This window comes from Bradyrhizobium sp. 87 (genome assembly GCF_023073015.1).
Classification (GTDB): Bacteria; Pseudomonadota; Alphaproteobacteria; order Rhizobiales; family Xanthobacteraceae; genus Bradyrhizobium; species Bradyrhizobium canariense_D.
Genome location: NZ_JADPIQ010000148.1, coordinates 481,307 through 504,735, shown reverse-complemented (window position 1 = coordinate 504,735; position 23,429 = coordinate 481,307). Strand labels below are relative to the sequence as shown.

The window sequence follows — 23,429 nt, the reverse complement described above, 5'->3', positions numbered from 1 at the left end:
CCTAGACAACGCGTTTGCCGGCCTGGGCCGCGATGGGCCTCTGTACAAAGTACATCAGGATCAGGGAAATCACCGCCGTCGTCACGACGACGTATCCCAGCCGGTCGAAATGCCGGAGCGTACCGTCGGCGTCCTGCGCGATGAGTGCGGCGGCGAGCACGGAGCCGAGCCCGCCGGAGAGCTGTTGCAGCGACGCGCCGACCGCGCTGAAGGAGCCGCGTTGCGCCGGCTCGGGGATTGCCGAAATCAACGCCTGCGAAGGAATCATGCGGGAGAAGATGCCGACGAACATCAGGACGTTGACCAGGATCGCGACCGTCAGGCTCACCTCGCCGAGATGGGTGTAGATCAGCACCATCACGATGGACATGGCGCTGCCGAAGACGAAGGTGGGGTATTTGCCGAAGGCATCGCTCGCGCGTCCCACCAGCGGGCCGATGACAATGCTGAACAGGCCGGAGACGAGATAGATCGTCGGCAGATGCACGATGTCGATGCCGAGATTGTGCACGGTGTAGGCGCTGCCGAACGGCATCAGCATGTAGCCGCCGGTCGCCAGCAGGGTCGTTACCGAAAACGCCATCCAATAACGCGGCTGCGAGACCGTGGCGATCAGATGCCGGAACGGATTTCGATCCTGCTTCAGCCCGAGATGGCCGTTCACCGGCTTCATCAGGAGCATCACTGCGGTCATCCCGATTACCGACAGTCCGACCAGCGCGCCGAACGCGACGTGCCAGTTCCACTGGTTGGCGAGGAAAAGACCGGCCGGGATGCCCAGCACCTGGCTAGCGGCGAAGGCGGTTTGCACGAAACCCATGACGCGGCCGCGCAATTGCAGCGTGAACAAATCGGTGACGATGGCGAGCACGACCGAGCCGATCACGCCGCCGAACAGGCCGGTCACGATCCGCCCCAGCAGCAACAGATGATAGTTGGGCGCGATCGCGCACAGCATCGTGCCAAGGGTGAAGCCGGCGTAGAAGAACAACAGCAGCCGCTTGCGATCAAACCGGTCGGCAAAGCCGGCCGCCAGGATACCGGAAATCCCCGCGCTGAACGCATAGGCCGAGACCGCCACGCCGAACTGAGCGGCCGAAATATCGAGCGCCGGCATCATGATGGCGCCGAGCGGCGACATGATCATGAAATCGATGATGATCGTGAACTGGACCAGCGCCAGCAGCGCAACGAGGATCGCCTGGTAGCGCGAAAAGCCTCGGGATGGCGCTTGCCGCTCGGCGATCGGCTCCGTCAGGGTTTGTTCGGTCATGGCATTTCATTTGGGAGGGAGTGGAGGAGGACGCGCGACGTGGCGCCGGAGCCCGGCCCATATTTATTTCCGGCTCTGCGAAATTTCGATGGCTTGACAAACAGTTTTAGTGTCCGTCCCGCCGTGGTGCCTCGATTCACACGGGGCGAGCGACGCAAAGGCCTGAGCCTCGCTTTGGCCGTTCCGGCCATTGATCCAGATCAACGTTGCTCTGGCCGTCTGGCTCTCGATTTTGCGAGACCGCAATTCGGCAATCGGTGCCTCGATCACGGCTCAACGGCGGCAGCGCGAGTCAGGACAATGAAAATCGAATTGCCAGCCGCCGTACTGCTCACGCTGTTCATGTCGGGACCGGCGCGAGCCGCGATGCTCGGCGACGCCGAGGCGACGTTTCTCGACCAGCTCGTCACCGCATCCGCGGTGCTCGAACAACGATGTGTCGGCTACGAGGTCAATGGTGCCGGCAGTGTACAGCTCGGCGCCCGACTTCTCGGCAGCACGGATGCCGCGATGGCGATGATCGACGCCTATGCTGCAGCCATCAAGGCCCGCGATGGCGAGAGCTCCGATCCCGGTAAATTCCGCCCCGAAGTGTCCGACGCTGCCGGCAAAACGTTCAGGCGCGTCCGGACCGATCTGATCAGAAACCCGAAGAGAGCATGCGCCGACTATGGCGATGCCAGCGTGGATCGCGGTCTGCTGAGGCGGTACTGAACCTGGACTTGAGGGATTCAGATCTGCGCAAACGAAAGGGCCGTCTCGAAAGACGGCCCTTGGTTGTTATTCGACGATCTCAACGATCCGGTGGGTTCGCGGTTCGACCAGAACCGTGCGACCGTTCACCACCGTGTAACGATACTCACGGGCGCCGTACTCGGGCGGCACCTCGTAATAGGTCACGCCCTCTTCCGGAAGAACCGCCCCGACTCTCACATCCTCGCGGTACTGATATGAGGGCCGCCGCTGTTCGACGACGTAGGAGTGAAAGCGAGGACGTTGATCGACACCAAGGACTCCCGCCACGCCGCCAACGACTCCGCCGACGACGCCACCCACAACTGCACCGACAGGCCCTGCCGCTCGCTCACCATCCCGCGCACCGCGTTCGACGCCTCCGGGAACGCCCTGGGCCTGGGTCGTTACGGGAAGCAGGACGGCGACGGCAACAGCGGCGGCTCCGACTAAACGGCAAATCATGGCAGCTCCTATGGTGGGGGATTGGTGCAAGACCAAGTACCAAGCCGACCATAGGTTCCCCGGAAGTTGTGGACTGCGGGCGTTATTGCCCGAATGGGCTCGTGCGGCCTGCAATTGCGGGCAATCCAGCGCGCCCTTACCGCGTGAACTGCACCACCGCGAGAAGCGAACGTCTCCCATCTATGAACGCGGGCCCTCCTGTTCGGCTCGCTCATCCCCAATCCGCGCCAGGTAATCCTTCTTGCTGAACTGCATGTGATCCACACACAGCTGCGCCAGCGCCCAGCTGTCGCGGCCCTTCAACAGCTCGATCATGAGCTCGTGCTGGCGGCGCGATTGTGCCAGCCCGTCGCTGTCGGCGAGATTCTTGGCGCGCATCGGCAGGGTCAGGTTCATGTAGTGCTGCAGCGAGCGCACCAGATATGGATTGCCGCAGGCCGAGAACAGCGCGAGGTGGAAGGCGTCGTTGGCTTCATGGATGCCGCGCAGGTCCTGCAAATCCGCTCTCGCGCAATATTGCCGCTGCAATGCAGAGAGCTCGTCGACCAGGCCTTGCTGTGCGGGCAGGGGGATCATCAGCGCCGCCTGCCGGGTCAGCATCTCCCGGACCTCGTAGATCTGCCGGACCTCTTCGGCCGAATAGAACCGCACGGTGGCGCCGACATTCTTCTCGCGGCGGACGATGCCCCGGCGCTCCGCATCCACCAAGGCCTGCCGCACGAAATGGCGCGAAGTGCCGTAAGCCGACATCAGCGCGTCCTCTGTGAGGCGCGCGCCTGGCGCAAGTCGGCCGAAGATGATGTCCTCTTCGAGCCGCGCGACGATGTCGTCCGGATCGTCGCGCCGGACCATCGTGGCGTCTGCGATGTGAATGTCGGACATGCCCTCGGCCTCCCGGCGCTTGGCCGGTTCGTCCTGTGGAGCAGGGAAGGCCCTGATTGTCAATAATCTGGTCTCCCACCAGCGCGCAACACGGGTAAATGGCAGGATGACGTCTGTCTTATTGACAATCAAGGGGCAGTCTGTAGGACAATGACCCGGTAATGGGAGTGGTATGATGACGAGTGGGTTGCGCAAAGGGCTGACGAGCTATGGCGATGCCGGCTTCTCGCTGTTCCTGCGCAAGGCGTTCATCAAGGCCATGGGCTATTCCGACGACGCGCTGGAGCGTCCGATCGTCGGCATCACCAACACCTATAGCGACTACAATCCCTGCCACGGCAACGTCCCGCAGATCATCGAGGCCGCCAAGCGCGGCGTGATGCTGTCGGGCGCGATGCCGTTCGTGTTCCCGACGATCTCGATCGCGGAGAGTTTTGCGCATCCGACCTCGATGTATCTGCGCAATCTGATGGCGATGGACACCGAGGAGATGATCCGCGCGCAGCCGATGGATTCGGTGATCGTCATCGGCGGCTGCGACAAGACTCTTCCTGCGCAGGTGATGGCGGCGATCAGCGCCGACCTGCCGACGGTGGTCATCCCCGTTGGCCCCATGGTGGTTGGTCATCACAAGGGCGAGGTGCTGGGCGCCTGCACCGATTGCCGTCGCCTCTGGGGCAAGTATCGCGCCGGCGAAATGGATGATGTCGAGATCGAGGCGGTGAACGGCCGCCTTGCGCCGTCGGTCGGCACCTGCATGGTGATGGGCACCGCCTCCACCATGGCCTGCATGATCGAGGCCATGGGCCTGTCGCTGCCGATGAGCGCGACGATTCCCGCCCCGCATGCGGAGCGCTTTCGCCTTGCCGAGGCGAGCGGCAGGGTGGCCGCCGAGATGGCCAAGACCAAAGGTCCGAAGCCGAGCGAGGTGCTGACGCCGGCATCTTTTAAGAATGCCCAGGTCGTGCTCCAGGCGATCGGCGGCTCGACCAACGGCCTGATCCATTTGACCGCGATGGCACATCGTTCGCCACACCGGCTCGACCTCGGGGTGTTCGACCAGATCGGCCGCGAGGTGCCGGTGCTGGTCGATCTCAAGCCGTCCGGCGAGCATTACATGGAGCATTTCCATCACGCCGGCGGCGTGCCGAAACTGCTGGCGCAACTCGGCGATCTCGTCGATCTCGATGCCAAGACGATCACCGGCCAGACGCTGCGCGATATCGCGGCGAACGCGGAAGACGTGCCCGGCCAGGACGCGATCCGTCCGCGGGACAATCCGATCAAGAAGGAAGGTGGCCTCGCCGTGCTGCACGGTAATCTCGCGCCGCGCGGCGCGGTTATCAAGCAATCCGCCGCGAGCCCAAAGCTGCTGCAACACACGGGCCGTGCGGTGGTGTTCGAATCGGTCGAGGATATGACGCTGCGGGTGGACGATCCCGATCTCGACGTCACGGCCGATGACGTGCTGGTGCTGCGCAACGCCGGTCCTAAGGGCGCGCCCGGCATGCCGGAGGCGGGCTATCTGCCGATCCCGAAGAAGCTCGCGCGCGCTGGGACCAAGGACATGGTGCGCATTTCGGATGCGCGCATGAGCGGCACCGCATTCGGCACCATCGTGCTGCACATCACTCCGGAATCCGCCGTCGGCGGCCCGCTGGCGCTGGTGAAGAACGGCGACATGATCCGGCTCGACGTCGCCAAGCGCAGCATCGAGCTTCTGGTGGATGCTACCGAGCTGGAACGGCGGCGTACGGCATTGAAGCCCGCGGCTGCGCCGGATGAGGCGCGGCGCGGCTATGCGTGGCTGTTCAACGAGACCATCATGCAGGCCGACGAGGGCTGCGATTTCGATTTCATGCAAAGGACTGGGAATAAGACTGAGCAGAAAACTAAGAGAGGGTGACCAACCACCCGGAAGCGTAGCCCAGACCGCTAAAGCGGCGGGCGTTAAAACAGGGGGAAACGATGATCGCACGATCCATGCCAAGATTCTTACATCGGCTGGCGGCAACGGCCGCAATCCTGTTCGTCACGGGCGCATCTGCGCAGGAGGTGAAGCATTATCGCTTCGCCTACGACCAGCCGCGCAATACCGGCTACTCCATCGCGGGCGACCTCTTTGCCGAAAAGCTCAAGGAATTGAGCAAAGGCACCATGATCATCGATCAATATCCGGGCGCGCAGCTCGGGCAGGAGCCGCAGGTGCTCCAGCTCGTGAAGGCGGGCGACGTCGAGTTCTCGATCATCTCCTCGGCGAACACCGCGACGATCTCGCCGCAAGCGGGCGTGATGTCGTTGCACTTCCTGTTCCGCGACGAGAACCACGTGGTCAAGGGTCTGGCCGATCCAAAAGTGTTCGAGGCGCTCAAGACCATGATCGACGAGACCACACAGGGTCTGCACGTCATCGCGACCGGCTCGCAGGGCGTGCGCCACATGTACTCGAAGAGGGAGATCCACAATGTCGGCGACATCAAGGGCCTGAAGATCCGGGTGCAGGCGACTGCGACCGAGGACACCATGTTCCCAGCCTACGGCGCCCAGACCGTGCACATGCCGTTCGGCAGCGTCTACACGAGCCTGCAGACCGGCGTCGTCGACGTCGCCGAGAACAGCATCAACGTCTACCTCGTCAACAAGCACTACGAGGTCGCGCCGGTCCTGAACATCACCGAGCACGAAGCCAACAACGCGCTGGTGTTCATCTCGGACAAGCTCTGGCAGAGCCTGTCGGCCGAGCAGAAGAGATGGGTCCAGGCGGCGGGGAACGAGGTCAGCTCCAAGGAGCCGCAGAAGGCCTTCGACCTCGAACGCACCGCGGCAGAGAAGCTGAAGAAGATGGGCGTGAAGATCGTCGACAACGTCGACAAGAAGACCTTCACGGCGATCGCCGATCCCTATCTCGATAAGCTCGCCAAGGAGCTCGGCCCGCACGCCGAGAAGATCAAGGATTTGATCCGCTCGATCAACTAGGCCGCGTACCGTTGCCTCCGCGTCGTCCCGGCGAAAGCCGGGACCCATACGTCGCGGCGGCGCTTGGGGCAGGATAGCCGCCAGCTTGCTTTGGCCACACGCAGCTGGGGGTATGGGTCCCGGCTTTCGCCGGGACGACGGGGATAGTGATGACCATCGCCGACAAACTGCTGGTGGAACGCCAACGTCACCTCAAATGGCGCGGGCTGGACTGGCTCGAGCTCGCCTTGATGATCCTCTGCGGCGTGCTCTGCTTCGGCTTCTCGCTGTCGGTGACCGCCGACATCGTCACCCGTACCATCGGCCATCCCTGGCTCTGGCTCCAGGAAGTGACCTCGACGCTGTTCATCTATGCGATTTTCGTCGGCACCGCGGCCGCGACCCGGCGCAACGACCACCTCTATCTCACCGCGATCTCCGAGGCGATGCACGGCACGCCGCGTCTGATCGTCGAAGTCATCATCCGGATCGTGGTGCTCGGCGTCGCCTTCGGCCTGATCTTGTACGGATATCAGAACTATCTTCGCGGCTTCGGCAGTTTTCGCCTGCCGTCGGGCACGCCGATCGCCTCGCTCTACGCGATCATCCCGCTGTCGGGCGTGCTGGTCGGCCTGTTCACCATCGAGCAGCTCGTCAACGGTCTGCGCAACGGCTTTGACCACCCCGAGCCACCCGAAGAGGATGACGGGGCGCCTGTTATCACCGACGCGCAGATGAGGGCGCAGCCGTGAGCGCACCCCTTGTTCTGGCGTTGATGACGGTCTGCTTCCTGTCGTTCGGCTATCTCGGCGTGCCCGTGCCGTTCTCGCTGATGGCCGGTGTCTTCATCGGCGCGCTGCTGTCGGACGTCTCGCTCGCCGCAATCATCCAGAAAATCTTCGACGGCGTCGATTCCGAGGCGCTGCTGGCGATCCCCTTTTTCCTGCTGGTCGGCGAGCTCATGAGCTCGGCCAATGTGGTGGTCCGGATAGCCAACCTCTCGGTGTCGCTGGTGGGGCACATCAGAGGTGGCCTGTCGCAGGTCGTGGTGGTCTTCAGCATGTTCTTCTCGGAAATGTCGGGCTCGACCACGGCCGACGTCGCTGTGATGAGCCGCGCTCTGGGCGGCCCGATGAAGCGCGAGGGTTACGAGCCCGCCTTCATCGCCGCGATCATCGCATCCGCATCGACCATCGCGGCGCTGGTGCCGCCGAGCATCACCGCGGTGGTCTATGGCGCCGTCGGCAATGTCTCGATCGCCGGCCTGTTCATGGCAGGCGTCGTGCCGGGCCTGATGATCGGCTTCGGGTTGATGATCTACTGCTATTTCTTCGGCCCGTCCGGCCTGCGCAAGCCGCGCGCGCCGCTGCGGCAGGTGGTGTTCGCGGCGGGCGATGCGGCGCTGCCGCTGATGATCCCGGTGATCCTGTTGGGCGGCATTCTGACCGGCTGGTTCACGCCGACGGAAGCCGGCGTCGTCGCCGTGGTCTGGATCGTCGTCGTCGTGATCCCCGCGCTCAACCGCGGGCATATCAGGAAGATTCCCTACGATTTCTGCCTTGCCGGCCTGATCTTCTCGCTGCCGCTGATCACGATCGGCGCCGCCAATGCGTTCGGCTGGATGCTCGCCTATTTGCGCGGTGCAAGCTACATCGCCGAAGTCATCACGTCGCTCGCCGGCAACGATCCGCATCTGATCATGTTGCTGATGGTGCTGCTGTTCACGGTCGTCGGCGATTTCATCGAGCCGGTGCCGACCATCATCATTTTCATGCCGCTGGTCAACACACTGACGGAAGCCGGCGACATCAACGCCGTGCACATGGGCGTGGTGCTGATCGCCACGCTCGCCTTTGGCCTGATCACGCCGCCTTACGGCTTGGTGCTGCTGATGGCCTCGAAATTCGTTGGCGTCAGTTTCGCAAAGGCGCTACGCGCCGCTTTGCCGATCTATCTGGTGTTCCTCGGGACGATCGCGTTTGCGATCTATTTCCCGAGTGTGGTGCTGTGGCTGCCGCAGAAAGTGCTGCCGGAATCGGTCGGATGCTTCAAGTCGCCGGCGGGCACGGGCTATATCTGTCCCAAGTAAGCCTGCTCGAGTGACCGCTACTTGCTCTTGCTGGTGAACTTCTTCACGGCGGTTCGAAACTCCTCCGTGTTCATCGCCATGATGATCTTGTGCTCCTCGGCATCGAGCTGCTGCTTCACCGGCGTCGTGGCGGCCTGGTAGATCAGCGATTTGGTGCCGGCAATCGCGGCCGGAGGGTTCTGCGCCAGCCGCTCGGCGAGGCTTCGCGTTGCCGCCTTCAGCTCGGCGGTGGGAACGACCTTCGCAACCAGGCCCCATTCATGGGCCTGCTGCGCGGTGAAATTGTCCTCGGAGAGGAAAATCTGGAGCGCGCGGCGCGGGCCGACCGTGTTGACGATGCCGACCGTGGATCCGCCATCCGGCGACACGCCGATCTTGGCGTAGGCCGGCGTGAATTTGGCATCCTCCGCCGCGATGCAGAGATCGGTGACGAAGGCGAGGCCCATGCCGGCGCCGGCCGCCGAGCCGTGCACGCTGGACAGCGAAATCTTCGGCATGCGTCGGATGATCTCGATGAAGGCATGATAATGCTTCAATAGCTCGCCGACGACAGGCGTTACCGTATTGGCTTCAGCTGCGGCACCGATCGTCTGCAGGTCGCCGCCGGCTGAGAAGGCGCGGCCTTCGCCTTCGAGGACCACGACCCTGACGTCGTCGGCGCCCTCGATGTAAGCCGCGAGCTGTTCGAGCTTTTGTGCAATCGCCAGATTGATCGAGTTGAACGCGGCGGGGCGATTCAGCGTGATGGTCGCGATCGGGCCATCGATCCGCAGCAAGGCGGGATCGTCGGGCTGGGAGACGGGAGCTGGCATCTTGAAATCCCCGGCATGAGGTCGATGCACGAACTAAATCGCAGAAGGCGAGGAGTGACAATCCCCGCCTGGTGCTCTTGCGCAAGCCGGAACGATAGGCTCAAATGGGCCGGCCTTCGTTTAGGGACGGACACGAGCGCCGGCTCCTCCTAGGCTAGCAAGCCAAAATCAGAGAGAGGAGACGACATGGGTGACGCTCGTGTCTTGCGGAAATGGGCTGTCCAATGACGGATGGTCCGGTGATCATTGTCGGTGCCGGCCATGGCGGCTATCAGGTCGCGGCATCGCTCCGCCAGGCGGGATTTTCCGCTCCCATCTGCCTGATCAATGACGAGGCGCATCTGCCCTACCAGCGGCCGCCGCTGTCCAAGGCCTATATCAAGGGCGTGGCCGGGCCGGAGAGCCTGATGTTCCGGCCGGAGAAATTCTATCAGGACCAGAGCATCGAGCTCGTGGCGGGCCGCGCGGTGTCGATCGACCGTGCGGGGCGCAAGGTGCTGCTCGCCTCGGGCAGGACGCTGCCCTACGGCCACCTCGTGCTGGCGACCGGCGCCCGCAACCGGCTGCTCGATCTGCCCAATGCGAACCTTCCCGACGTGAAATATCTGCGCATCCTCGACGACAGCGAGGCGCTGCGGCAGATCATGCCGTCAAAGACGCGGGTCGTGGTGATCGGCGCCGGCTTCATCGGCCTCGAATTCGCGGCCACCGCGCGCATCAAGGGGCTAGAGGTCGACGTGCTCGAACTCGCCCCGCGCGTGATGGCGCGCGCGGTGACGGCTGAGGTGTCGGAGTATTTTCAGGCGCGGCATCGCGAGGCCGGCATCCGCATCCACCTCGGCGTGCAAGCAACCGCGATCGAGGCGGAGGACGGCAAGGTCACCGGCGTCTCCTTGAGCGACGGAAGGCATTTGCCGGCGGATCTTGTCGTGGTCGGCGTCGGCGTGCTGCCGAACATCGAGCTTGCGGCGGAGGCGGGGCTGCCGGTCGCGGCCGGGATCATCGTCGACGAATATCTCTCGACGGCCGATCCTGATATCTCGGCGATCGGCGATTGCGCGCTGTTCAACAGCCCGCGCGTCGGCGGATCGCAGCGGCTGGAATCGGTGCAGAATGCCACCGATCACGCGCGCTGCCTCGCGGCGCGGCTGACTGGCGACCGCAAGGCCTATGACAGCCATCCCTGGTTCTGGAGCGACCAGGGCGAGGACAAGCTCCAGATCGCGGGCCTCACCACCGGCTACGACCGCGTCGTCCTGCGCGGCGATCCCACCAGGAAGGCATTCTCGGCGTTCTGCTACAAGGGCGAAAATCTGCTCGGCATCGAATCGATCAACCGTGCCGGCGACCACATGTTCGGCCGCCGCCTGTTCGGCCTGGATCGCTCGATCACGCCGGAGCAGGCCGCCGACGAAAGTTTCGACCTGAAGGGCGCGCTGGCGTGATCAGTTCGCATTGAGGACGGCGGCGACTTCCGCGGCCGTCGGCATCGACGGCCCCGCGCCCATGCGCTGCACGGAGATCGAGGCGGCGGCATTGGCGAAGGCGAGTGCTGCGCGCAAGTCGACGCCGTCGGCGAGTTGCGCCGCGAGTGCTCCCACAAAACAATCGCCTGCGCCCGTGGTGTCGACCGCCTTCACCACGCGGCCTTGCACCGAAATCTCCTCGCGTCCCGCGAGCGCCAGCACGCCGCGCTTGCCGAGGGTCACGCAGATGGTCTGGTCCTCGCGCGCCTGAAGTTTTCGTGCGACGTCGAGGATGCGCGCGGCCTCGTCACTGTCGGACAACTCCACGCCGGCGAGGAGGCCGAGCTCGGTCTCGTTCAGCACGAGGATGTCGATCAGCGCGAGCAATTCGCTCGACATGGTTTGTGCCGGAGCCGGATTGAGCAGCGTCGTGGCGCCAATGTCGCGAGCCCGCCGGAAGAACGCGGCGATCGTCGGCAGCGGGATCTCGAATTGGCTGACCGCGACGTCGCCCTTGGCCAGCGGGACGGCCGCGACGTCATCGACGCCGACAAGCGCATTGCTGCCGGGAATGACGACGATGGTGTTGTCGGCCTCCGCCACCGTGATGATGGCCGTGCCTGTGTGCGCCTCGGCCGTCTCTCGGATCGCGCCGAGATCGATGCCTTGCGCGCCGAGGAACGTCCTCAGCTCACCGCCGAACGAATCCTTGCCCAGCCGGCCGATCAGCGTGGTCCGCGCGCCAAGCCGCGACGCCGCCACCGCCTGGTTGGCGCCCTTGCCGCCCGGAAAATACAGCACCTGCTTGCCGGCGACGGTCTCGCCGACCCTGGGATGGCGATCGGCTGTCGCCACCACATCCATGTTGATGCTGCCGGCGACGAAGACGCGCCCCATGAGAGACCCCTGCGAGCGCTAGACCCTAACCTCGAACTCGTGCCTGACCTTGGCGATGTCGACAAGAGTCGGCAGGCCAGCTTCGTTGCCAAGACGCTGGATCTTGAAGGTCGAGGCTGCCCGGGCAAAATCGAAATGCTCGCGCCAGCTTTTGCCGGGATGGGCGAGATAGGAATAGACATAGGCGCCATGGAAGACGTCGCCGGCGCCGTTGGTGTCGATCACGCGCTCGCGCGGAATCGGCATCGCCGGCATCACCTGCACCGTTCCGGTCTCGTCGTACCAGAGCAGGCCCTTCTCGCCCATGGTGATGCCGCCGATCTTGCAGCCGCGGCTCTTGAGATAGTCCAGCATCTTTTCCGGCGTGAGATCCATCTGCTCGCACAGGCGCTCGGCGACGATCGCGACGTCGATGAATTCCAATAGCTCATGCGTGTTGGTGCGCAGGCCGCCACCGTCGAGCGAGGTCAAGATGCCGGCCTCGCGGCAGACTTTTGCGTAGTGGATCGCGGCATCGGGCTGATGGCCGTCGACATGCAGCGCGCGGCAGCCGCCGAGATTGAGCATCGGGAAGGGATGGATGTGGTCGTCGTCGCGGCAGCGGACGATGGCGCGCTTGCCGTCCTTGGGCATGATGAAGGACAGCGAGGACTGATTGACCTTCCGCCCATGGAGCGAAATCGCATATTTCGCGCACATGTCCATGAACATGCGGCCGAGCCAGTCATTGGCCGCGGTGGCGATCAGATCGGGCACGATGCCGAGCTTGGCGCAGCAGAACGCCGCGGTCACCGCATTGCCGCCGAAGGAAACCGCGTAGTCGGAGGCCACGTGCTTCTCGTCGCCGGTCGGCATGTGGTCGGTGATGAAGACGACGTCGATATAGGTCTGTCCGATGAAGAGAGCCTGCATTGCTTGTCCGTGATGCGCTTTGTGGTCCCGGCCGGCGTGCTTACTGTAACACCGGTTCCGTCGCGGGACCGCTGAAATTATTCGCAAAACCGCCGCTGGGAGTGCTTGAGGTCGGCATGCGGCCGGAATACGACCATCACCGGGCAATGCCAAGCCCGGACAAACGCCGTCTCTCGGTCCACGGTTCCGGGCCGCTCAACAGGGGGAAGCATGATCACCGGCCTCGATCACGTCGTCGCACTGGTCAGGGATATCGGTGCGGCCAAGGCGGCCTATAAGACGCTGCTCGGGCGCGCGCCGGCCTGGCAGAACTCGGGCGAGGGCGCTGACCGGGTGCTGTTCACTCTCGCGAACATGACGATCGAATTGATGGCGCCGAACGGCTTCAGCGTGGCCGCCGACCGCATGCGCGCGCTGCTCGACGACCAGGAAGGCGTGCTCGCCAGCCTGTGCTTTCGTGTCGCGGACATGAGAAAAATGCACCGGCGGCTGGAGCGGGTGGCGCTCAAGCCGGATCCGGTCGCCGAGGTCGAAAGCAGCGATGCGGAGAGCGGTGCGGTCCTGCACTGGAAGCGGACGCGCGCCGCCACGGAGCTCACGCGCGGCGTGCGCACGTTCTTCCTCGAACTGGCTGATGAGCGTCCGCTTTCACCGGCGACCGATATCGCGCCGATCGATGCGCTCGACCACGTCGTGATCACCACCGAGGACTCCGATCGCGCCGCCGCGCTCTATGGCGCGCGGCTCGGGCTCGATCTGGCGCTCGACCGCTCGCACCAGGATTGGGGCCAGCTGATGTTCTTCCGCTGCGGCGATCTCGTCGTCGAGGTGGTGCGCCGCCCCGTCGCGGGCGGCGATTCCCTGCATGACCGCCTGTGGGGCCTGAGCTGGCGGGTGACCGATATCGACGCCACGCGCGCCCGCCTGATCGCCGCCGGCCTCGACGTCAGCGAAGTGCGCAACGGCCGCAAGCCGGGCACGCGGGTGATGACGGTGCGGACCGGCACCTGCGGCATCCAGACGGTCCTGCTGGAGCGCTCGCCGAAGCCGGTGGATTGAAGTTCAGTCTCTCCCCCTCGTCATTGCGAGGAGCTCTTGCGACGAAGCAATCCAGACTGTCGCCGTGGTGGCAGTCTGGATTGCTTCGCTACGCTCGCAATGACGAAACTATGCGGCGGGCCGCGCGCGTGTTACATCCATCCTGACAGCACCCAGCGAGCAACCGGTTTGGCGAAGGCAAAGCGAACTCTGAAATGGCAGCGCGATCCCGAGGGGATGCGGCTGCGTATTCTCGAAGCCGCCAAGCAGGAGTTCTCGGCGCACGGGCTTGCCGGCGCGCGCGTCGACCGCATCGCGGCCAACGCCGGCGCCAACAAGCGGATGCTGTATTATCACGTCGGCAACAAGGACGAGCTCTATCTCGCGGTGCTCGAAGGCGCCTATGACAAGATCCGCAGCGAGGAGCGCGGGCTCGATCTCGAACATCTCGATCCGCCCGAGGCCATCCGCCGCCTGATCGAGTTCACCTGGAATTATTTCCTGCGCAATCCCGAATTCCTGTCGCTGCTCCAGACCGAGAATCTCGCGCGCGCAAAGCATCTCAAGAAATCGACCAAGGTCAAGTCGATGCACTCGCCCTTCGTCGAGATGATCGGCACCGTGGTGCGGCGCGGTGTGTCCGGCGGCGACTTCAAGGTCGCGGTCGATCCTGTCCAGCTCTACATCTCGATCGCGGGACTCTGCTTCTTCTATCTGTCGAACTCGGCGACGCTCAGCGTGATCTTCGGTCGCGATTTGCTGGCCAAGGACGCCAAGGACGAGCGGCTGGACCACATGGTCGGCCTCGTGCTGGCAGCGCTGACGGGGCAGTCGGCCGCACTGTTAGCTATGACGAAGGCGCCGAAGTCGCGCGCCGCGGTGGCGCAGACGGTTTAGCGGTGTAACTCGCTACAGCTCGATGGATTATCGGCGCTTCTCCGAACTCAGCCGTCATCGTCCGGCTTGACCGGACGATCCAGTACTCCGAGACGGTTGTGGTTGAGCCGACGGGCCGCGGCGTACTGGATTCCCCGCCTTCGCGGGGAATGACACCGAAGACGTGGCGCTGCCGACGCGTCCCTCAAGCCACCCGGAACCCGCCCAAAACGTCGCAGGAAAACCGCTGGACAGTATTTACCCAACGGGTTAATTTCTCGCCCAACGAACAAGACTGCCGGGAGCGAGACGTGGCTGAGCTGAAGCCGCAGAGTGCGGTGTCCAAGATGCTGAATGCGGCCTGGATTCGGCCGTTTTTGTTCCTGGTGTTCATCGTCGTGGCCTGGGATCTCGCCATCCGGCTGTTCAAGATTCCCGCCTACCAGATCCCGTCGCCGGGCGATGTCATTGCGGTGCTGCGCACCGATTGGCCGGAACTGTTGCGCCAGTCCTGGCCGACGACTTATGCCACCGTCTGCGGTTTCGCGCTCTCGGCGTTGTTTGGCATCCCCATCGCGATGCTGATCGCGGGCTCCAAGACCGTGGAGAGCTACGTCTATCCGCTGCTGGTGTTCTCGCAATCCGTGCCGAAGATCGCGATCGCGCCGCTGTTCGTGGTCTGGTTCGGCTTCGGCATCATTCCGAAAGTGATCTCGGCGTTCCTGCTCGGCTTCTTTCCGGTGGTGGTCTCCGCCGTGCAGGGCTTCAAATCGGTCGATCCAGATATGGTCGATCTCGCCCGCGCCATGCAGGGCAGCCGCTTCCAGGTGTTTTGCGCGGTGAACCTGCCGCATGCGCTGCCCGCGATCTTCTCCGGCCTCAAAGTGTCGGTGACGCTCGCCGTGGTCGGCGCCGTCGTCGGCGAGTTCGTCGGCTCCAATTCCGGCATCGGCTATGTGATGCAGCGCTCGATCGGCACCTTCGACCTGCCCACGATGTTCGCAGCGCTCGTGATCCTCGCGCTGCTCGGCGTCATCCTGTTCTGGATCGTGGACCGGATCGAGAAGCTGGTCATTCCCTGGCATGTCAGCCAGCGCGAGGACGTGATTTTCGCCTCTTAACAGCAACCAAAGCAACGAACGGCCGCCAAAGGCCGGCGCAAACAACGATAAGGGAGAGTGACGATGAAGCGGTGGATAGGAGCTGTCTCGGCGGCGCTGATGGTGTTCGCGGCCATGCCGGCGCAAGCGGCCGACAAGGTCGTGCTGATGCTGAACTGGTACGTCTATGGCGAGCACGCGCCGTTCTATTACGGCAAGGCCAAGGGCATCTACGCCGCCGAAGGCATCGACCTCGAGATCCAGGAAGGCCGCGGCTCGGCGGCGACCACGCAGGCGGTGGCCGCCAAGACCGCCGATTTCGGCTATGTCGACGTGCCCACCATGATGCGTGCCGCGATCAAGGGTGCGCCGGTGGTCGCGACCGGGGTGCTGCTCCAGACCAGCCCGATGTCCGCGATGGGTTTCGCCGACAAGAACATCAGGAAGCCGGAGGATATCAAGGGCAAGACGGTCGCGATCACGCCGGCCGATTCCATGACCCAGATCTGGCCGTTGTTCCTGAAGAAGACCGGCCTGAAGGAAAGCGACTTCCAGACGGTTGCCGGCGACGGCCAGACCAAGCTCAACGCGGTCATCAACGGCCAGGCCGATCTCTTGCTCGGCTACGTCATGGACCAGTCCATGAAGATCAAGGACGCCACCGGCAAGGACGTCTATCCGATCAAGTTCGCCGACTACGGCATCAACATGGTCTCCTCGGGCATCATCGCCAACACTGATTATGTGAAGGCCAATGCCGATCTCGTCCGCCGCTTCATGTCGGCGACGACCAAGGCGGTCGAGGCCGCCGAGAAGGAGCCGAAGGCCGCGGCGCAGTCGATCCTCGATGCCAACCCAAAGGGCGGCAAGGTCGACACGCTGACGCAGGGTTTTGAGCTAACCATTCCGCTCTACCGGACTGCTGAGACCAAGAGCAAGCGGCCGTTCCAGGTCACCGACCAGAACATGACCGACAGCGTCAACCTGATGGTCGAATATGGCGGGCTCGATGCCAAGGCCAAGGAGAACCCGAAGGCGTTCTATACCAACGACTATCTGCCGAAGAGCGGTTCGTGAAACCCGCGACAGCCATGAGTGAAACCCTGCAACCGGCCGCGCATCTGAGACTGGTGAGCGACCGGGCTGCGGGCGACGCGTCGGGCATCAAACTGTCCGGCGTGTCGAAGATCTATCGGACGCGCGACGGCGATGTGCCGTCGTTGCGGCCGCTCGACTTTCACATCAACGACGGCGAGTTCTTCGTCGTGGTCGGCCCATCCGGCTGCGGCAAGTCCACGCTGCTCAAGCTGATCTCGGGACTGCTGCCGCCGACGACGGGCGAGATCCTGGTCGAGGGCGAGAAGGTGACGACGCCGCACGGCAATGTCGGCATCGTGTTCCAGAACGCGCTGCTGCTGCCATGGCGCAACATCCTGTCCAACGTGATGCTGCCGATCGACATGAAGCGGCTGCCGCGCCAGACATATCTCGACCGCGCCAAGGCGCTGTTGAAGCTGGTCGGGCTCGAAGGCTTCGAGAAGAAGCTGCCGTGGCAGCTCTCCGGGGGCATGCAGCAGCGCGCCTCGATCTGCCGCGCGCTGGTGCATGATCCCAGGATCATGCTGATGGACGAGCCGTTCGGCGCCCTCGACGCGTTGACGCGCGAGCGCATGAATGTCGAGCTGATGCGGATCCAGCGCGAGACCAGAAAGACGGTGCTGCTGATCACGCATTCGATCCCCGAGGCCGTGTTCCTCGCCGATCGCGTGCTGGTCATGACCGAGCGGCCCGGCGCGGTCGCCGCGATCTACGACGTCCCGCTGCCGCGCCCGCGCTCGCTCGACGTGATGGCCGACCCTGTGTTCACCGAACTCGTACAGCGCATACGCAAGCATTTCTTCTCGCAAGGTTCGCTGGACTAAAGCCATGGCGCCGCGTCTGAAGCTGCGAGATATCGCGTTCTTCGAACGTCCCGTGCAGTTCGCGCGGCCGTTCCGCTTTGGCGCGATCACGATCAACGCGACGCCGCAGCTGTTCGTGCGGGTCGAGATCGAGGTGGAGGGCCGGGGAAGCGCGGTCGGTGCCAGCGCCGAGCTGCTGGTGCCGAAATGGTTCGACAAGCGGCCGGAACTGTCGCCGGCGCAGACTGTCGATGATTTGCGCCGCGCGCTGGAGATCGCGCGGGGGCTTTATCTCGCGCGAACCGGGTTTTTGACGGCATTCGATCTGCATGCCTCGTGCATCGGTGCCCAGGTCGCGACATGTGCGAAAAAGAACATTCCGGCGCTTGCGGCGGCTTACGGCCCCGCCGAAATCGACAAAGCGATCCTCGATGCGCTGCTCCGCGCTGCCGAGACCAATTTTTTCGACGGCATGGCCGGCAACATCGCCGGCATCGACGCGCGGCTTTCGCCCGACCTGAAGGAGACGGATCTCACGACGTTTCTATCCGGCCGGAAGCCGCTGCCGCGTGTTGCCATCAGGCATACCGTCGGCCTCGACGACACCGTTGAAGGCGAGGGCGGGGTGGCCGATGCCCGCGAGAACTCCGGGGCAAGATACTTCAAGCTGAAGCTATCGGGGGACCCCGTCGCCGATGCAGCGCGGCTGGCGCGCATCGGCAAGGAGCTCGATGCGCTGGACCGTGACTACAACCTGACGCTCGATGCCAACGAGCAATATGCCGATCTCGCAGCCTTGCATGAACTCATCGGCCGGCTCGACCATGACACTGCGCTGCGATCGATTTCATCCAGGCTGCTCTATATCGAGCAGCCAATGCCGCGCGATGTTACGAGGCTGTCGCCGCTCGGCTCTCTCGCTGCGCGCGGTTTCATCATCGACGAAGCCGACGATTCCTACGATACGTTTCCTGCGGCACGGGCGCTTGGCTATCACGGCATCTCGTCGAAATCGTGCAAAGGGCTTTACAAGTCCATCGTCAACGCGACGCGCGCGGCGAAATGGAGCGTGGCCGGCGAAAGATTCTTCGTGACCGGCGAGGACCTGACCTGCCAGGCGGGCGTCGCCGTGCAGCAGGACCTTGCGCTCGGTGCCTTCATCGGCATCACCCATGCCGAACGTAACGGCCACCATTACGTCGATGGCTTCGGTGATACGCCCGCCGCGGAGGCCCAGGTTTGCGCCGTCGCGCATCCCGATCTCTACGCGGATGCCGGGCAGGGCATCCGCCTCTCTATTCACAACGGCGATCTCCTCACGGGATCGCTCAATGCAACGGGATTTGCGACGTCGGTCCATCCGGACTGGTCGGCGCTACGCCCGCTCGAACAGCCCAAATCACTGCAGGAGCAATCGGCATGACCACCCAACGCCTCGGCCTCATCATGAACGGCGTTACCGGCCGCATGGGCCTCAACCAGCATCTGATCCGCTCGATCGTCGCGATCCGCGAGCAGGGCGGCGTCCGCTTGAAGAACGGCGACCGCGTGATGCCGGACCCGATCCTGGTCGGCCGCAGCGCCGAGAAGGTCGAGGCCCTTGCCAAGCGCTACAACGTCACGCGCTGGACCACCGATCTCGATGCCGCCCTCGCCGACAAGAACGACACCATGTTCTTCGATGCCGCGACCACACAGGCACGGCCGGGCCTTCTGACCCAGGCCATCAATGCCGGCAAGCACGTTTATTGCGAGAAGCCGATCGCGACGAACTTCGAGGCGGCGCTCGAGGTCGTCAAGCTCGCCAATTCCAAGGGCATCAAGCACGGCACGGTGCAGGACAAGCTGTTCCTGCCCGGCCTGAAGAAGATCGCCTTCCTGCGCGACTCCGGCTTCTTCGGCCGTATTCTCTCGGTGCGCGGCGAGTTCGGCTATTGGGTGTTCGAAGGCGGCTGGCAGGAGGCGCAGCGGCCGTCATGGAATTACCGCGACGAGGATGGCGGCGGCATCATCCTCGACATGGTTTGCCACTGGCGCTACGTGCTCGACAATCTCTTTGGCGAGGTCGAGAGCGTGAGCTGCATCGGCAACACCGACATCCCCGAGCGTTTCGACGAGCAGGGCAAGAAGTACAAGGCGACCGCCGACGACTCCGCCTATGCCACGTTCCAGCTCAAGGGCGGCGCCATCGCCCACATCAACATGTCCTGGGTGACGCGCGTCTATCGCGACGATCTCGTCACCTTCCAGGTCGACGGCACGCTGGGCTCGGCCGTCGCCGGCCTTTCCGACTGCATGATCCAGGCGCGGCAGGCGACGCCCCGGCCGGTATGGAATCCCGACGAGAAGCGGCTGCACGATTTCTACGGCGACTGGCAGAAGCTGCCTGACAACGTCACCTACGACAACGGCTTCAAGGAGCAGTGGGAGATGTTCATCCGCCACGTCTACGAGGATGCGCCCTACAAGTTCACGCTGCTCGAAGGCGTCAAGGGCGTGCAGCTCGCCGAATGCGCGCTGAAGAGCTGGAAGGAGCGGCGTTGGATCGACGTCGCGCCGATTAAGGTCTGAGGAGGGAATAATGAACAAGCCCGTCCAGCCCAAGCCCGTTCCGTCAACGTCGTCCCTGTCGCTCAAGCTGCCGAAAGCCGATCGCTCGATCGAGACCTACCGGCTCGCGGCCTCGCGAACGTTTCCGGCAAAGCTCGAGGGGCCGCTGAGCCGCATCGCGTTCTCGGCCGTCCATACCGTGACCGATCCCTTTGCCGACAACGACCCGTGGCTCTCCGCCGCTGTCGACTGGGACAAGACTATCGCCTTCCGCGAGCACGTCTGGGACCTCGGGCTTGGCGTTGCGGAAGCCATGGACACCGCGCAACGCGGCATGGGGCTGGACTGGCCGACCTCGCTGGAGCTGATCACGCGCTCGGTGTCTGCCGCCAAGCGTCGCAACGCGCTGGTGTTTTCCGGAGCGGGCACCGACCATCTCGCGGTGGAGGACGCCAGAAATATGGACGACGTGATCCGCGCCTATGAGGAGCAGACATGGGCGGTCGAGAAGGTCGGCGGCCGCATCATCTTGATGGCGTCGCGCGCGCTGGCGAAGCTTGGCCGTAATGCCGACGATTACGCAAAGGTCTATGATCGCGTGCTGTCGCAGGTTCGCGAGCCCGTGATCATCCACTGGCTCGGCGACATGTTCGATCCGGCGCTGACGGGATATTGGGGCACCAACGATCTCGACAAGGCGATGGATATTGCGGTCGCCATCATCAACGGCAACGCCGCCAAGGTCGACGGTGTCAAGGTATCGCTGCTCGACAAGCAGCGCGAGATCGACATGCGCCGTCGTCTCGACAAGCGCATCAAGATGTATACGGGCGACGATTTCAATTATGCGGAGCTGATCGCCGGCGACGTCGAAGGCTTTTCGCACGCGCTGCTCGGCATTTTTGACGCGATCGCGCCGGCGGCGTCCTACGCCTTGTCGCGCCTGGCAGCGGGTGACGAAGCCGGCTTCCACGACGTGCTGGGGCCGACAGTGCCGCTGTCGCGGCACATCTTCAAGGCGCCGACGCGGTTCTACAAGACCGGCGTGGTTTTCATGGCCTATCTCAACGGCCACCAGGACCACTTCACCATGGTCGGCGGGCAGGAGAGCACGCGCTCGACGCTGCATCTGGCCGAACTGTTCCGGCTGGCCGACAAGGCCGGACTGCTCGCCGATCCGGAGCTGGCGACGCGGCGGATGCAGGCGGTGCTCTCAACGCACGGAATCGAATCCTGATGCGTGATTTCTCGTCCGACCATCGTTGGCTGTCGCTCAACACGGCGACAATCCGCAAGCAGGGTGACCTCGTCGAGATCATCGAGGCCTGTGCAAGGCACGGCATCCGCGCCATCGATCCCTGGCGCGATCAGGTCGCCGCCGTCGGTCTCGACCGCGCCGCGCGCGCGGTGCGCGATGCCGGTCTCGACCTGTCGGGCTATTGCCGTGGCGGTCTGTTCACCTCCGACGCATCGCGGCGCGGCGACGTGCGCGACGACAACCGGCGCTGCGTCGACGAAGCCAAGGCGCTGGGAGCCCCCTGCATCGTGCTCGTTGTCGGCGGCCTGCCGCAATATTCGCGGCCGGGCAGCGAGGCGTCGAAGGACATTGCCGGCGCGCGGACGCAGGTCGAGGAGGCGCTCGCCGATATGCTCGATTACGCCAAACAGGCCAAGCTGCCGCTGGCGATCGAGCCGCTGCATCCGGCCTATGCGGCGGACCGCGCCTGCGTCAACACGACGAAGCAGGCCCTCGACATCTGCGACCGGCTCGATCCCGATCGCAGCGGCATGCTGGGCGTCGCGCTCGACGTCTATCACATCTGGTGGGATCCGGAGCTGATGGGGCAGATCGCCCGCGCCGGCCAAGATCGCCTGCTCGCCTTCCATGTCTGCGACTGGCTGGTGCCGACCAGGGACATTCTCAACGACCGCGGGATGATGGGCGACGGCGTGATCGACATCAAATCGGTGCGCGCAGCGGTCGAAGCGCAGGGCTTTGCCGGCTATTCGGAGATCGAAATCTTCTCCAACGACTGGTGGGGTAAACCGTTGGACGAGGTGCTGCAAACCTGCATCGCGCGGCACAAGACGGTGGTTTAGGCCTTCCGGCAATTGTTGCGCGCGGCGGCGCCGATGGCCTGGGATGTCAAATGGTTGCGCGGAATCGCTGGCCCATCCCGCGCCGGTAACCTTCTACTGTGCATGGGGTTGTTTTCGCGATTTTTTGTTTTGATGCCTCAGCCGATCGCGCAGGGCACGCTCAAAAAGCCGCGGAACCGCACCCGTCCGCCCCTGACCGGCTGTCCGCTCACGGCATAGTTCGGGAAGCGCGCCAAGAAGCGCGAGACCGCGATGGCGCCTTCCAATCGTGCCAGCGCCATGCCGGCGCATTGATGCGCGCCGGTGGCGAAGGCGAGATGCCGGTTCGGCGTGCGCGCGATGTCGAATCTCTCCGGGTCCGGAAACTGTGCGGGGTCACGGTTGGCAGCGCCGATACAGAGCGTGATGGATGTGCCGGCTTCGAGCATGACGCCGCCGAGTTCGACCCGCTCCGTGGTCATGCGGTTGCCGAGCTGGTTCGAGCTCTCGTAGCGCAGCATCTCTTCGACCGCAGTCTTGATCAGCTCAGGATTGTCGATCAGCCGCCGCTTCTGATCCGGGTTCCGGTCGAGCGCCACGAGGCCGTTGCCGATCAGGTTGGTGGTGGTCTCGTGGCCGGCATTGAGCAGGAAGATGCAGTTGTGCAGCAGCTCCTTCTCGGTCAGCCGCTCGCCGTTGTCTTCACCCTGTATCAGGCGCGTCAGCACGTCGCGCTCGGGGGTGCCGGGCCTTTCGCGCCGGCGCGCGACCAGCGTTCGGAGGTAGGCGAGGAAGTCCGTCACCGCCTTGTTGCCGCGGGCAGCCACTTCAGGCGACACCACCGGTTCGAGGGCGCCCAGGATCGCCAGCGACCAGTCGCGCAGCGGCGCGCGCTCGTCATGGGGCACGTCAAGCAGATTGCCGATCACCTCGATCGGGATCGAGGCGGCGAAGTCCTCGATCAGCTCGCAATCACCTTTGGCGGCTATGGCGTCAAGCAAGCCGTCGACCAGCTTGATGATGTCAGGCTCCATCCCCGCGATCGCGCGCGGCGACAGCGCGCCCATGATCAGACGCCGCACGCGGGTATGCGCCGGCGGATCGTTGAAGACGAGGCTCGTGGTGTGGTGCTCGTAGAGCGGGGTGTCGCCGTATTTCGGCGCGAACTCGCGCTTCTTGTCCGAGCTGAACGATTTTGTGTTCTTGTAGGTCGTAACGAGGTCGTCATAGCGGGTCAGGAACACGGTGCCGTTGCGCAGGCGCTTGACCGGCTCGTTCTCCCGCAGTGCACGATAGGTCGGGTAGGGATTGTGGTAGAATTCCGCCGTCAGCTGTTCCAGATCGAAACTGGCCGCCAGTTCATTCGCACTTGCGTTCATGCCGCCATACTCGCCGGTTGAGT

The 23,429-nt window shown here is 64.0% G+C and carries 22 protein-coding genes; 15 read left to right on the top strand and 7 right to left on the bottom strand.

Annotation, left to right across the window (positions count from 1 at the left end):
- Position 1 precedes the first annotated feature (1 nt).
- Positions 2-1,273, bottom strand: coding sequence for an MFS transporter (locus tag IVB50_RS40770; protein ID WP_085362273.1), 1,272 nt, complete (start codon positions 1,271-1,273; stop codon positions 2-4).
- Between the two features lie 300 nt (positions 1,274-1,573).
- On the opposite strand from IVB50_RS40770, the gene IVB50_RS40765 reads away from it, so the two are divergent.
- The gene (locus IVB50_RS40765) at positions 1,574-1,987 is read left to right on the top strand and encodes a hypothetical protein (RefSeq protein ID WP_018457074.1); all 414 of its coding nucleotides are present in this window, start codon (positions 1,574-1,576) and stop codon (positions 1,985-1,987) included.
- 66 nt (positions 1,988-2,053) lie between these two features.
- Here the strand turns inward: IVB50_RS40765 and IVB50_RS40760 are convergent, their stop codons facing one another.
- Positions 2,054-2,470 carry a DUF1236 domain-containing protein gene (locus IVB50_RS40760; protein ID WP_026233295.1) on the bottom strand — a complete coding sequence of 139 codons (417 nt, stop codon included), beginning with the start codon at positions 2,468-2,470 and terminating at the stop codon, positions 2,054-2,056.
- Positions 2,471-2,650: 180 nt separating this feature from the next.
- The gene (locus tag IVB50_RS40755; RefSeq protein WP_247300268.1) at positions 2,651-3,352 is read right to left on the bottom strand and encodes a GntR family transcriptional regulator; all 702 of its coding nucleotides are present in this window, start codon (positions 3,350-3,352) and stop codon (positions 2,651-2,653) included.
- Between the two features lie 175 nt (positions 3,353-3,527).
- On the opposite strand from IVB50_RS40755, the gene IVB50_RS40750 reads away from it, so the two are divergent.
- The 4 genes from IVB50_RS40750 (at position 3,528) to IVB50_RS40735 (ending at position 8,396) form a co-directional block, all read left to right on the top strand.
- Positions 3,528-5,258, top strand: coding sequence for an IlvD/Edd family dehydratase (locus IVB50_RS40750; protein WP_247300266.1), 1,731 nt, complete (start codon positions 3,528-3,530; stop codon positions 5,256-5,258).
- Between the two features lie 62 nt (positions 5,259-5,320).
- Positions 5,321-6,328 carry a TRAP transporter substrate-binding protein gene (locus tag IVB50_RS40745; RefSeq protein WP_204510592.1) on the top strand — a complete coding sequence of 336 codons (1,008 nt, stop codon included), beginning with the start codon at positions 5,321-5,323 and terminating at the stop codon, positions 6,326-6,328.
- Positions 6,329-6,477: 149 nt separating this feature from the next.
- Positions 6,478-7,059, top strand: coding sequence for a TRAP transporter small permease (locus IVB50_RS40740; RefSeq protein WP_247300264.1), 582 nt, complete (start codon positions 6,478-6,480; stop codon positions 7,057-7,059).
- Positions 7,056-8,396, top strand: a complete 1,341-nt coding sequence (locus tag IVB50_RS40735; protein ID WP_026233292.1) for a TRAP transporter large permease — start codon at positions 7,056-7,058, stop codon at positions 8,394-8,396. The genes IVB50_RS40740 and IVB50_RS40735 overlap by 4 nt, the downstream gene beginning before the upstream one ends.
- Before the next feature lie 17 nt (positions 8,397-8,413).
- On the opposite strand, the gene IVB50_RS40730 is transcribed toward IVB50_RS40735, so the two are convergent.
- Entirely contained in the window at positions 8,414-9,208 is a 795-nt protein-coding gene (locus tag IVB50_RS40730) for an enoyl-CoA hydratase-related protein (RefSeq protein WP_247300262.1), read from the bottom strand.
- A 224-nt stretch (positions 9,209-9,432) separates the two neighbouring features.
- Here IVB50_RS40730 and IVB50_RS40725 point away from each other — a divergent pair, with 224 nt between their 5' ends.
- Positions 9,433-10,653 carry an FAD-dependent oxidoreductase gene (locus IVB50_RS40725; protein WP_247300260.1) on the top strand — a complete coding sequence of 407 codons (1,221 nt, stop codon included), beginning with the start codon at positions 9,433-9,435 and terminating at the stop codon, positions 10,651-10,653.
- Here the strand turns inward: IVB50_RS40725 and IVB50_RS40720 are convergent, their stop codons facing one another.
- Positions 10,654-11,571: a ribokinase gene (locus tag IVB50_RS40720; protein WP_018457065.1), complete on the bottom strand. Its 918-nt coding sequence runs from the start codon at positions 11,569-11,571 to the stop codon at positions 10,654-10,656.
- 18 nt (positions 11,572-11,589) lie between these two features.
- Positions 11,590-12,483, bottom strand: coding sequence for a sugar kinase (locus tag IVB50_RS40715; protein ID WP_007593904.1), 894 nt, complete (start codon positions 12,481-12,483; stop codon positions 11,590-11,592).
- Between the two features lie 210 nt (positions 12,484-12,693).
- Between IVB50_RS40715 and IVB50_RS40710 the strand changes: the two genes are divergently transcribed.
- From IVB50_RS40710 to IVB50_RS40670, 9 genes are all read left to right on the top strand, one after another.
- A complete protein-coding gene (locus IVB50_RS40710; protein ID WP_247300258.1) occupies positions 12,694-13,542 on the top strand; it encodes a VOC family protein in 849 nt (282 codons plus the stop codon).
- A 168-nt stretch (positions 13,543-13,710) separates the two neighbouring features.
- On the top strand, positions 13,711-14,418 hold the full coding sequence (locus tag IVB50_RS40705; RefSeq protein ID WP_247300255.1) for a TetR/AcrR family transcriptional regulator: 708 nt from the start codon (positions 13,711-13,713) through the stop codon (positions 14,416-14,418).
- A gap of 290 nt (positions 14,419-14,708) precedes the next feature.
- Complete coding sequence (locus IVB50_RS40700; protein WP_007593901.1) at positions 14,709-15,518, top strand: ABC transporter permease; 810 nt, start codon at positions 14,709-14,711, stop codon at positions 15,516-15,518.
- Positions 15,519-15,581: 63 nt separating this feature from the next.
- Positions 15,582-16,574 carry an ABC transporter substrate-binding protein gene (locus IVB50_RS40695; protein ID WP_247300253.1) on the top strand — a complete coding sequence of 331 codons (993 nt, stop codon included), beginning with the start codon at positions 15,582-15,584 and terminating at the stop codon, positions 16,572-16,574.
- Positions 16,571-17,419 carry an ABC transporter ATP-binding protein gene (locus tag IVB50_RS40690; protein WP_247300251.1) on the top strand — a complete coding sequence of 283 codons (849 nt, stop codon included), beginning with the start codon at positions 16,571-16,573 and terminating at the stop codon, positions 17,417-17,419. The genes IVB50_RS40695 and IVB50_RS40690 overlap by 4 nt, the downstream gene beginning before the upstream one ends.
- A gap of 4 nt (positions 17,420-17,423) precedes the next feature.
- Positions 17,424-18,821 (top strand): hypothetical protein, encoded by a 1,398-nt coding sequence (locus IVB50_RS40685; protein WP_247300248.1) that lies wholly within the window; start codon positions 17,424-17,426, stop codon positions 18,819-18,821.
- Complete coding sequence (locus IVB50_RS40680) at positions 18,818-19,969, top strand: Gfo/Idh/MocA family oxidoreductase (RefSeq protein ID WP_204510600.1); 1,152 nt, start codon at positions 18,818-18,820, stop codon at positions 19,967-19,969. Before IVB50_RS40685 ends, IVB50_RS40680 begins: the two co-directional genes overlap by 4 nt.
- 10 nt (positions 19,970-19,979) lie before the next feature.
- A complete protein-coding gene (locus IVB50_RS40675; RefSeq protein WP_247300246.1) occupies positions 19,980-21,185 on the top strand; it encodes a dihydrodipicolinate synthase family protein in 1,206 nt (401 codons plus the stop codon).
- On the top strand, positions 21,185-22,048 hold the full coding sequence (locus IVB50_RS40670; protein ID WP_247300244.1) for a sugar phosphate isomerase/epimerase family protein: 864 nt from the start codon (positions 21,185-21,187) through the stop codon (positions 22,046-22,048). Before IVB50_RS40675 ends, IVB50_RS40670 begins: the two co-directional genes overlap by 1 nt.
- Positions 22,049-22,185: 137 nt before the next feature.
- Here IVB50_RS40670 and IVB50_RS40665 read toward each other — a convergent pair whose 3' ends face one another.
- Positions 22,186-23,406 carry a cytochrome P450 gene (locus tag IVB50_RS40665; protein ID WP_018457055.1) on the bottom strand — a complete coding sequence of 407 codons (1,221 nt, stop codon included), beginning with the start codon at positions 23,404-23,406 and terminating at the stop codon, positions 22,186-22,188.
- Positions 23,407-23,429: the final 23 nt, after the last annotated feature.

What these genes read in the sequence shown, in the direction of transcription:
- IVB50_RS40770 (WP_085362273.1), bottom strand. Translation starts at nt 1,273, where the DNA reads ATGACCGAACAAACCCTGACGGAGCCGATCGCCGAGCGGCAAGCGCCA.
- IVB50_RS40765 (WP_018457074.1), top strand. Translation starts at nt 1,574, where the DNA reads ATGAAAATCGAATTGCCAGCCGCCGTACTGCTCACGCTGTTCATGTCG.
- IVB50_RS40760 (WP_026233295.1), bottom strand. Translation starts at nt 2,470, where the DNA reads ATGATTTGCCGTTTAGTCGGAGCCGCCGCTGTTGCCGTCGCCGTCCTG.
- IVB50_RS40755 (WP_247300268.1), bottom strand. Translation starts at nt 3,352, where the DNA reads ATGTCCGACATTCACATCGCAGACGCCACGATGGTCCGGCGCGACGAT.
- IVB50_RS40750 (WP_247300266.1), top strand. Translation starts at nt 3,528, where the DNA reads ATGACGAGTGGGTTGCGCAAAGGGCTGACGAGCTATGGCGATGCCGGC.
- IVB50_RS40745 (WP_204510592.1), top strand. Translation starts at nt 5,321, where the DNA reads ATGATCGCACGATCCATGCCAAGATTCTTACATCGGCTGGCGGCAACG.
- IVB50_RS40740 (WP_247300264.1), top strand. Translation starts at nt 6,478, where the DNA reads ATGACCATCGCCGACAAACTGCTGGTGGAACGCCAACGTCACCTCAAA.
- IVB50_RS40730 (WP_247300262.1), bottom strand. Translation starts at nt 9,208, where the DNA reads ATGCCAGCTCCCGTCTCCCAGCCCGACGATCCCGCCTTGCTGCGGATC.
- IVB50_RS40725 (WP_247300260.1), top strand. Translation starts at nt 9,433, where the DNA reads ATGACGGATGGTCCGGTGATCATTGTCGGTGCCGGCCATGGCGGCTAT.
- IVB50_RS40720 (WP_018457065.1), bottom strand. Translation starts at nt 11,571, where the DNA reads ATGGGGCGCGTCTTCGTCGCCGGCAGCATCAACATGGATGTGGTGGCG.
- IVB50_RS40715 (WP_007593904.1), bottom strand. Translation starts at nt 12,483, where the DNA reads ATGCAGGCTCTCTTCATCGGACAGACCTATATCGACGTCGTCTTCATC.
- IVB50_RS40710 (WP_247300258.1), top strand. Translation starts at nt 12,694, where the DNA reads ATGATCACCGGCCTCGATCACGTCGTCGCACTGGTCAGGGATATCGGT.
- IVB50_RS40695 (WP_247300253.1), top strand. Translation starts at nt 15,582, where the DNA reads ATGAAGCGGTGGATAGGAGCTGTCTCGGCGGCGCTGATGGTGTTCGCG.
- IVB50_RS40685 (WP_247300248.1), top strand. Translation starts at nt 17,424, where the DNA reads ATGGCGCCGCGTCTGAAGCTGCGAGATATCGCGTTCTTCGAACGTCCC.
- IVB50_RS40680 (WP_204510600.1), top strand. Translation starts at nt 18,818, where the DNA reads ATGACCACCCAACGCCTCGGCCTCATCATGAACGGCGTTACCGGCCGC.
- IVB50_RS40675 (WP_247300246.1), top strand. Translation starts at nt 19,980, where the DNA reads ATGAACAAGCCCGTCCAGCCCAAGCCCGTTCCGTCAACGTCGTCCCTG.
- IVB50_RS40670 (WP_247300244.1), top strand. Translation starts at nt 21,185, where the DNA reads ATGCGTGATTTCTCGTCCGACCATCGTTGGCTGTCGCTCAACACGGCG.
- IVB50_RS40665 (WP_018457055.1), bottom strand. Translation starts at nt 23,406, where the DNA reads ATGAACGCAAGTGCGAATGAACTGGCGGCCAGTTTCGATCTGGAACAG.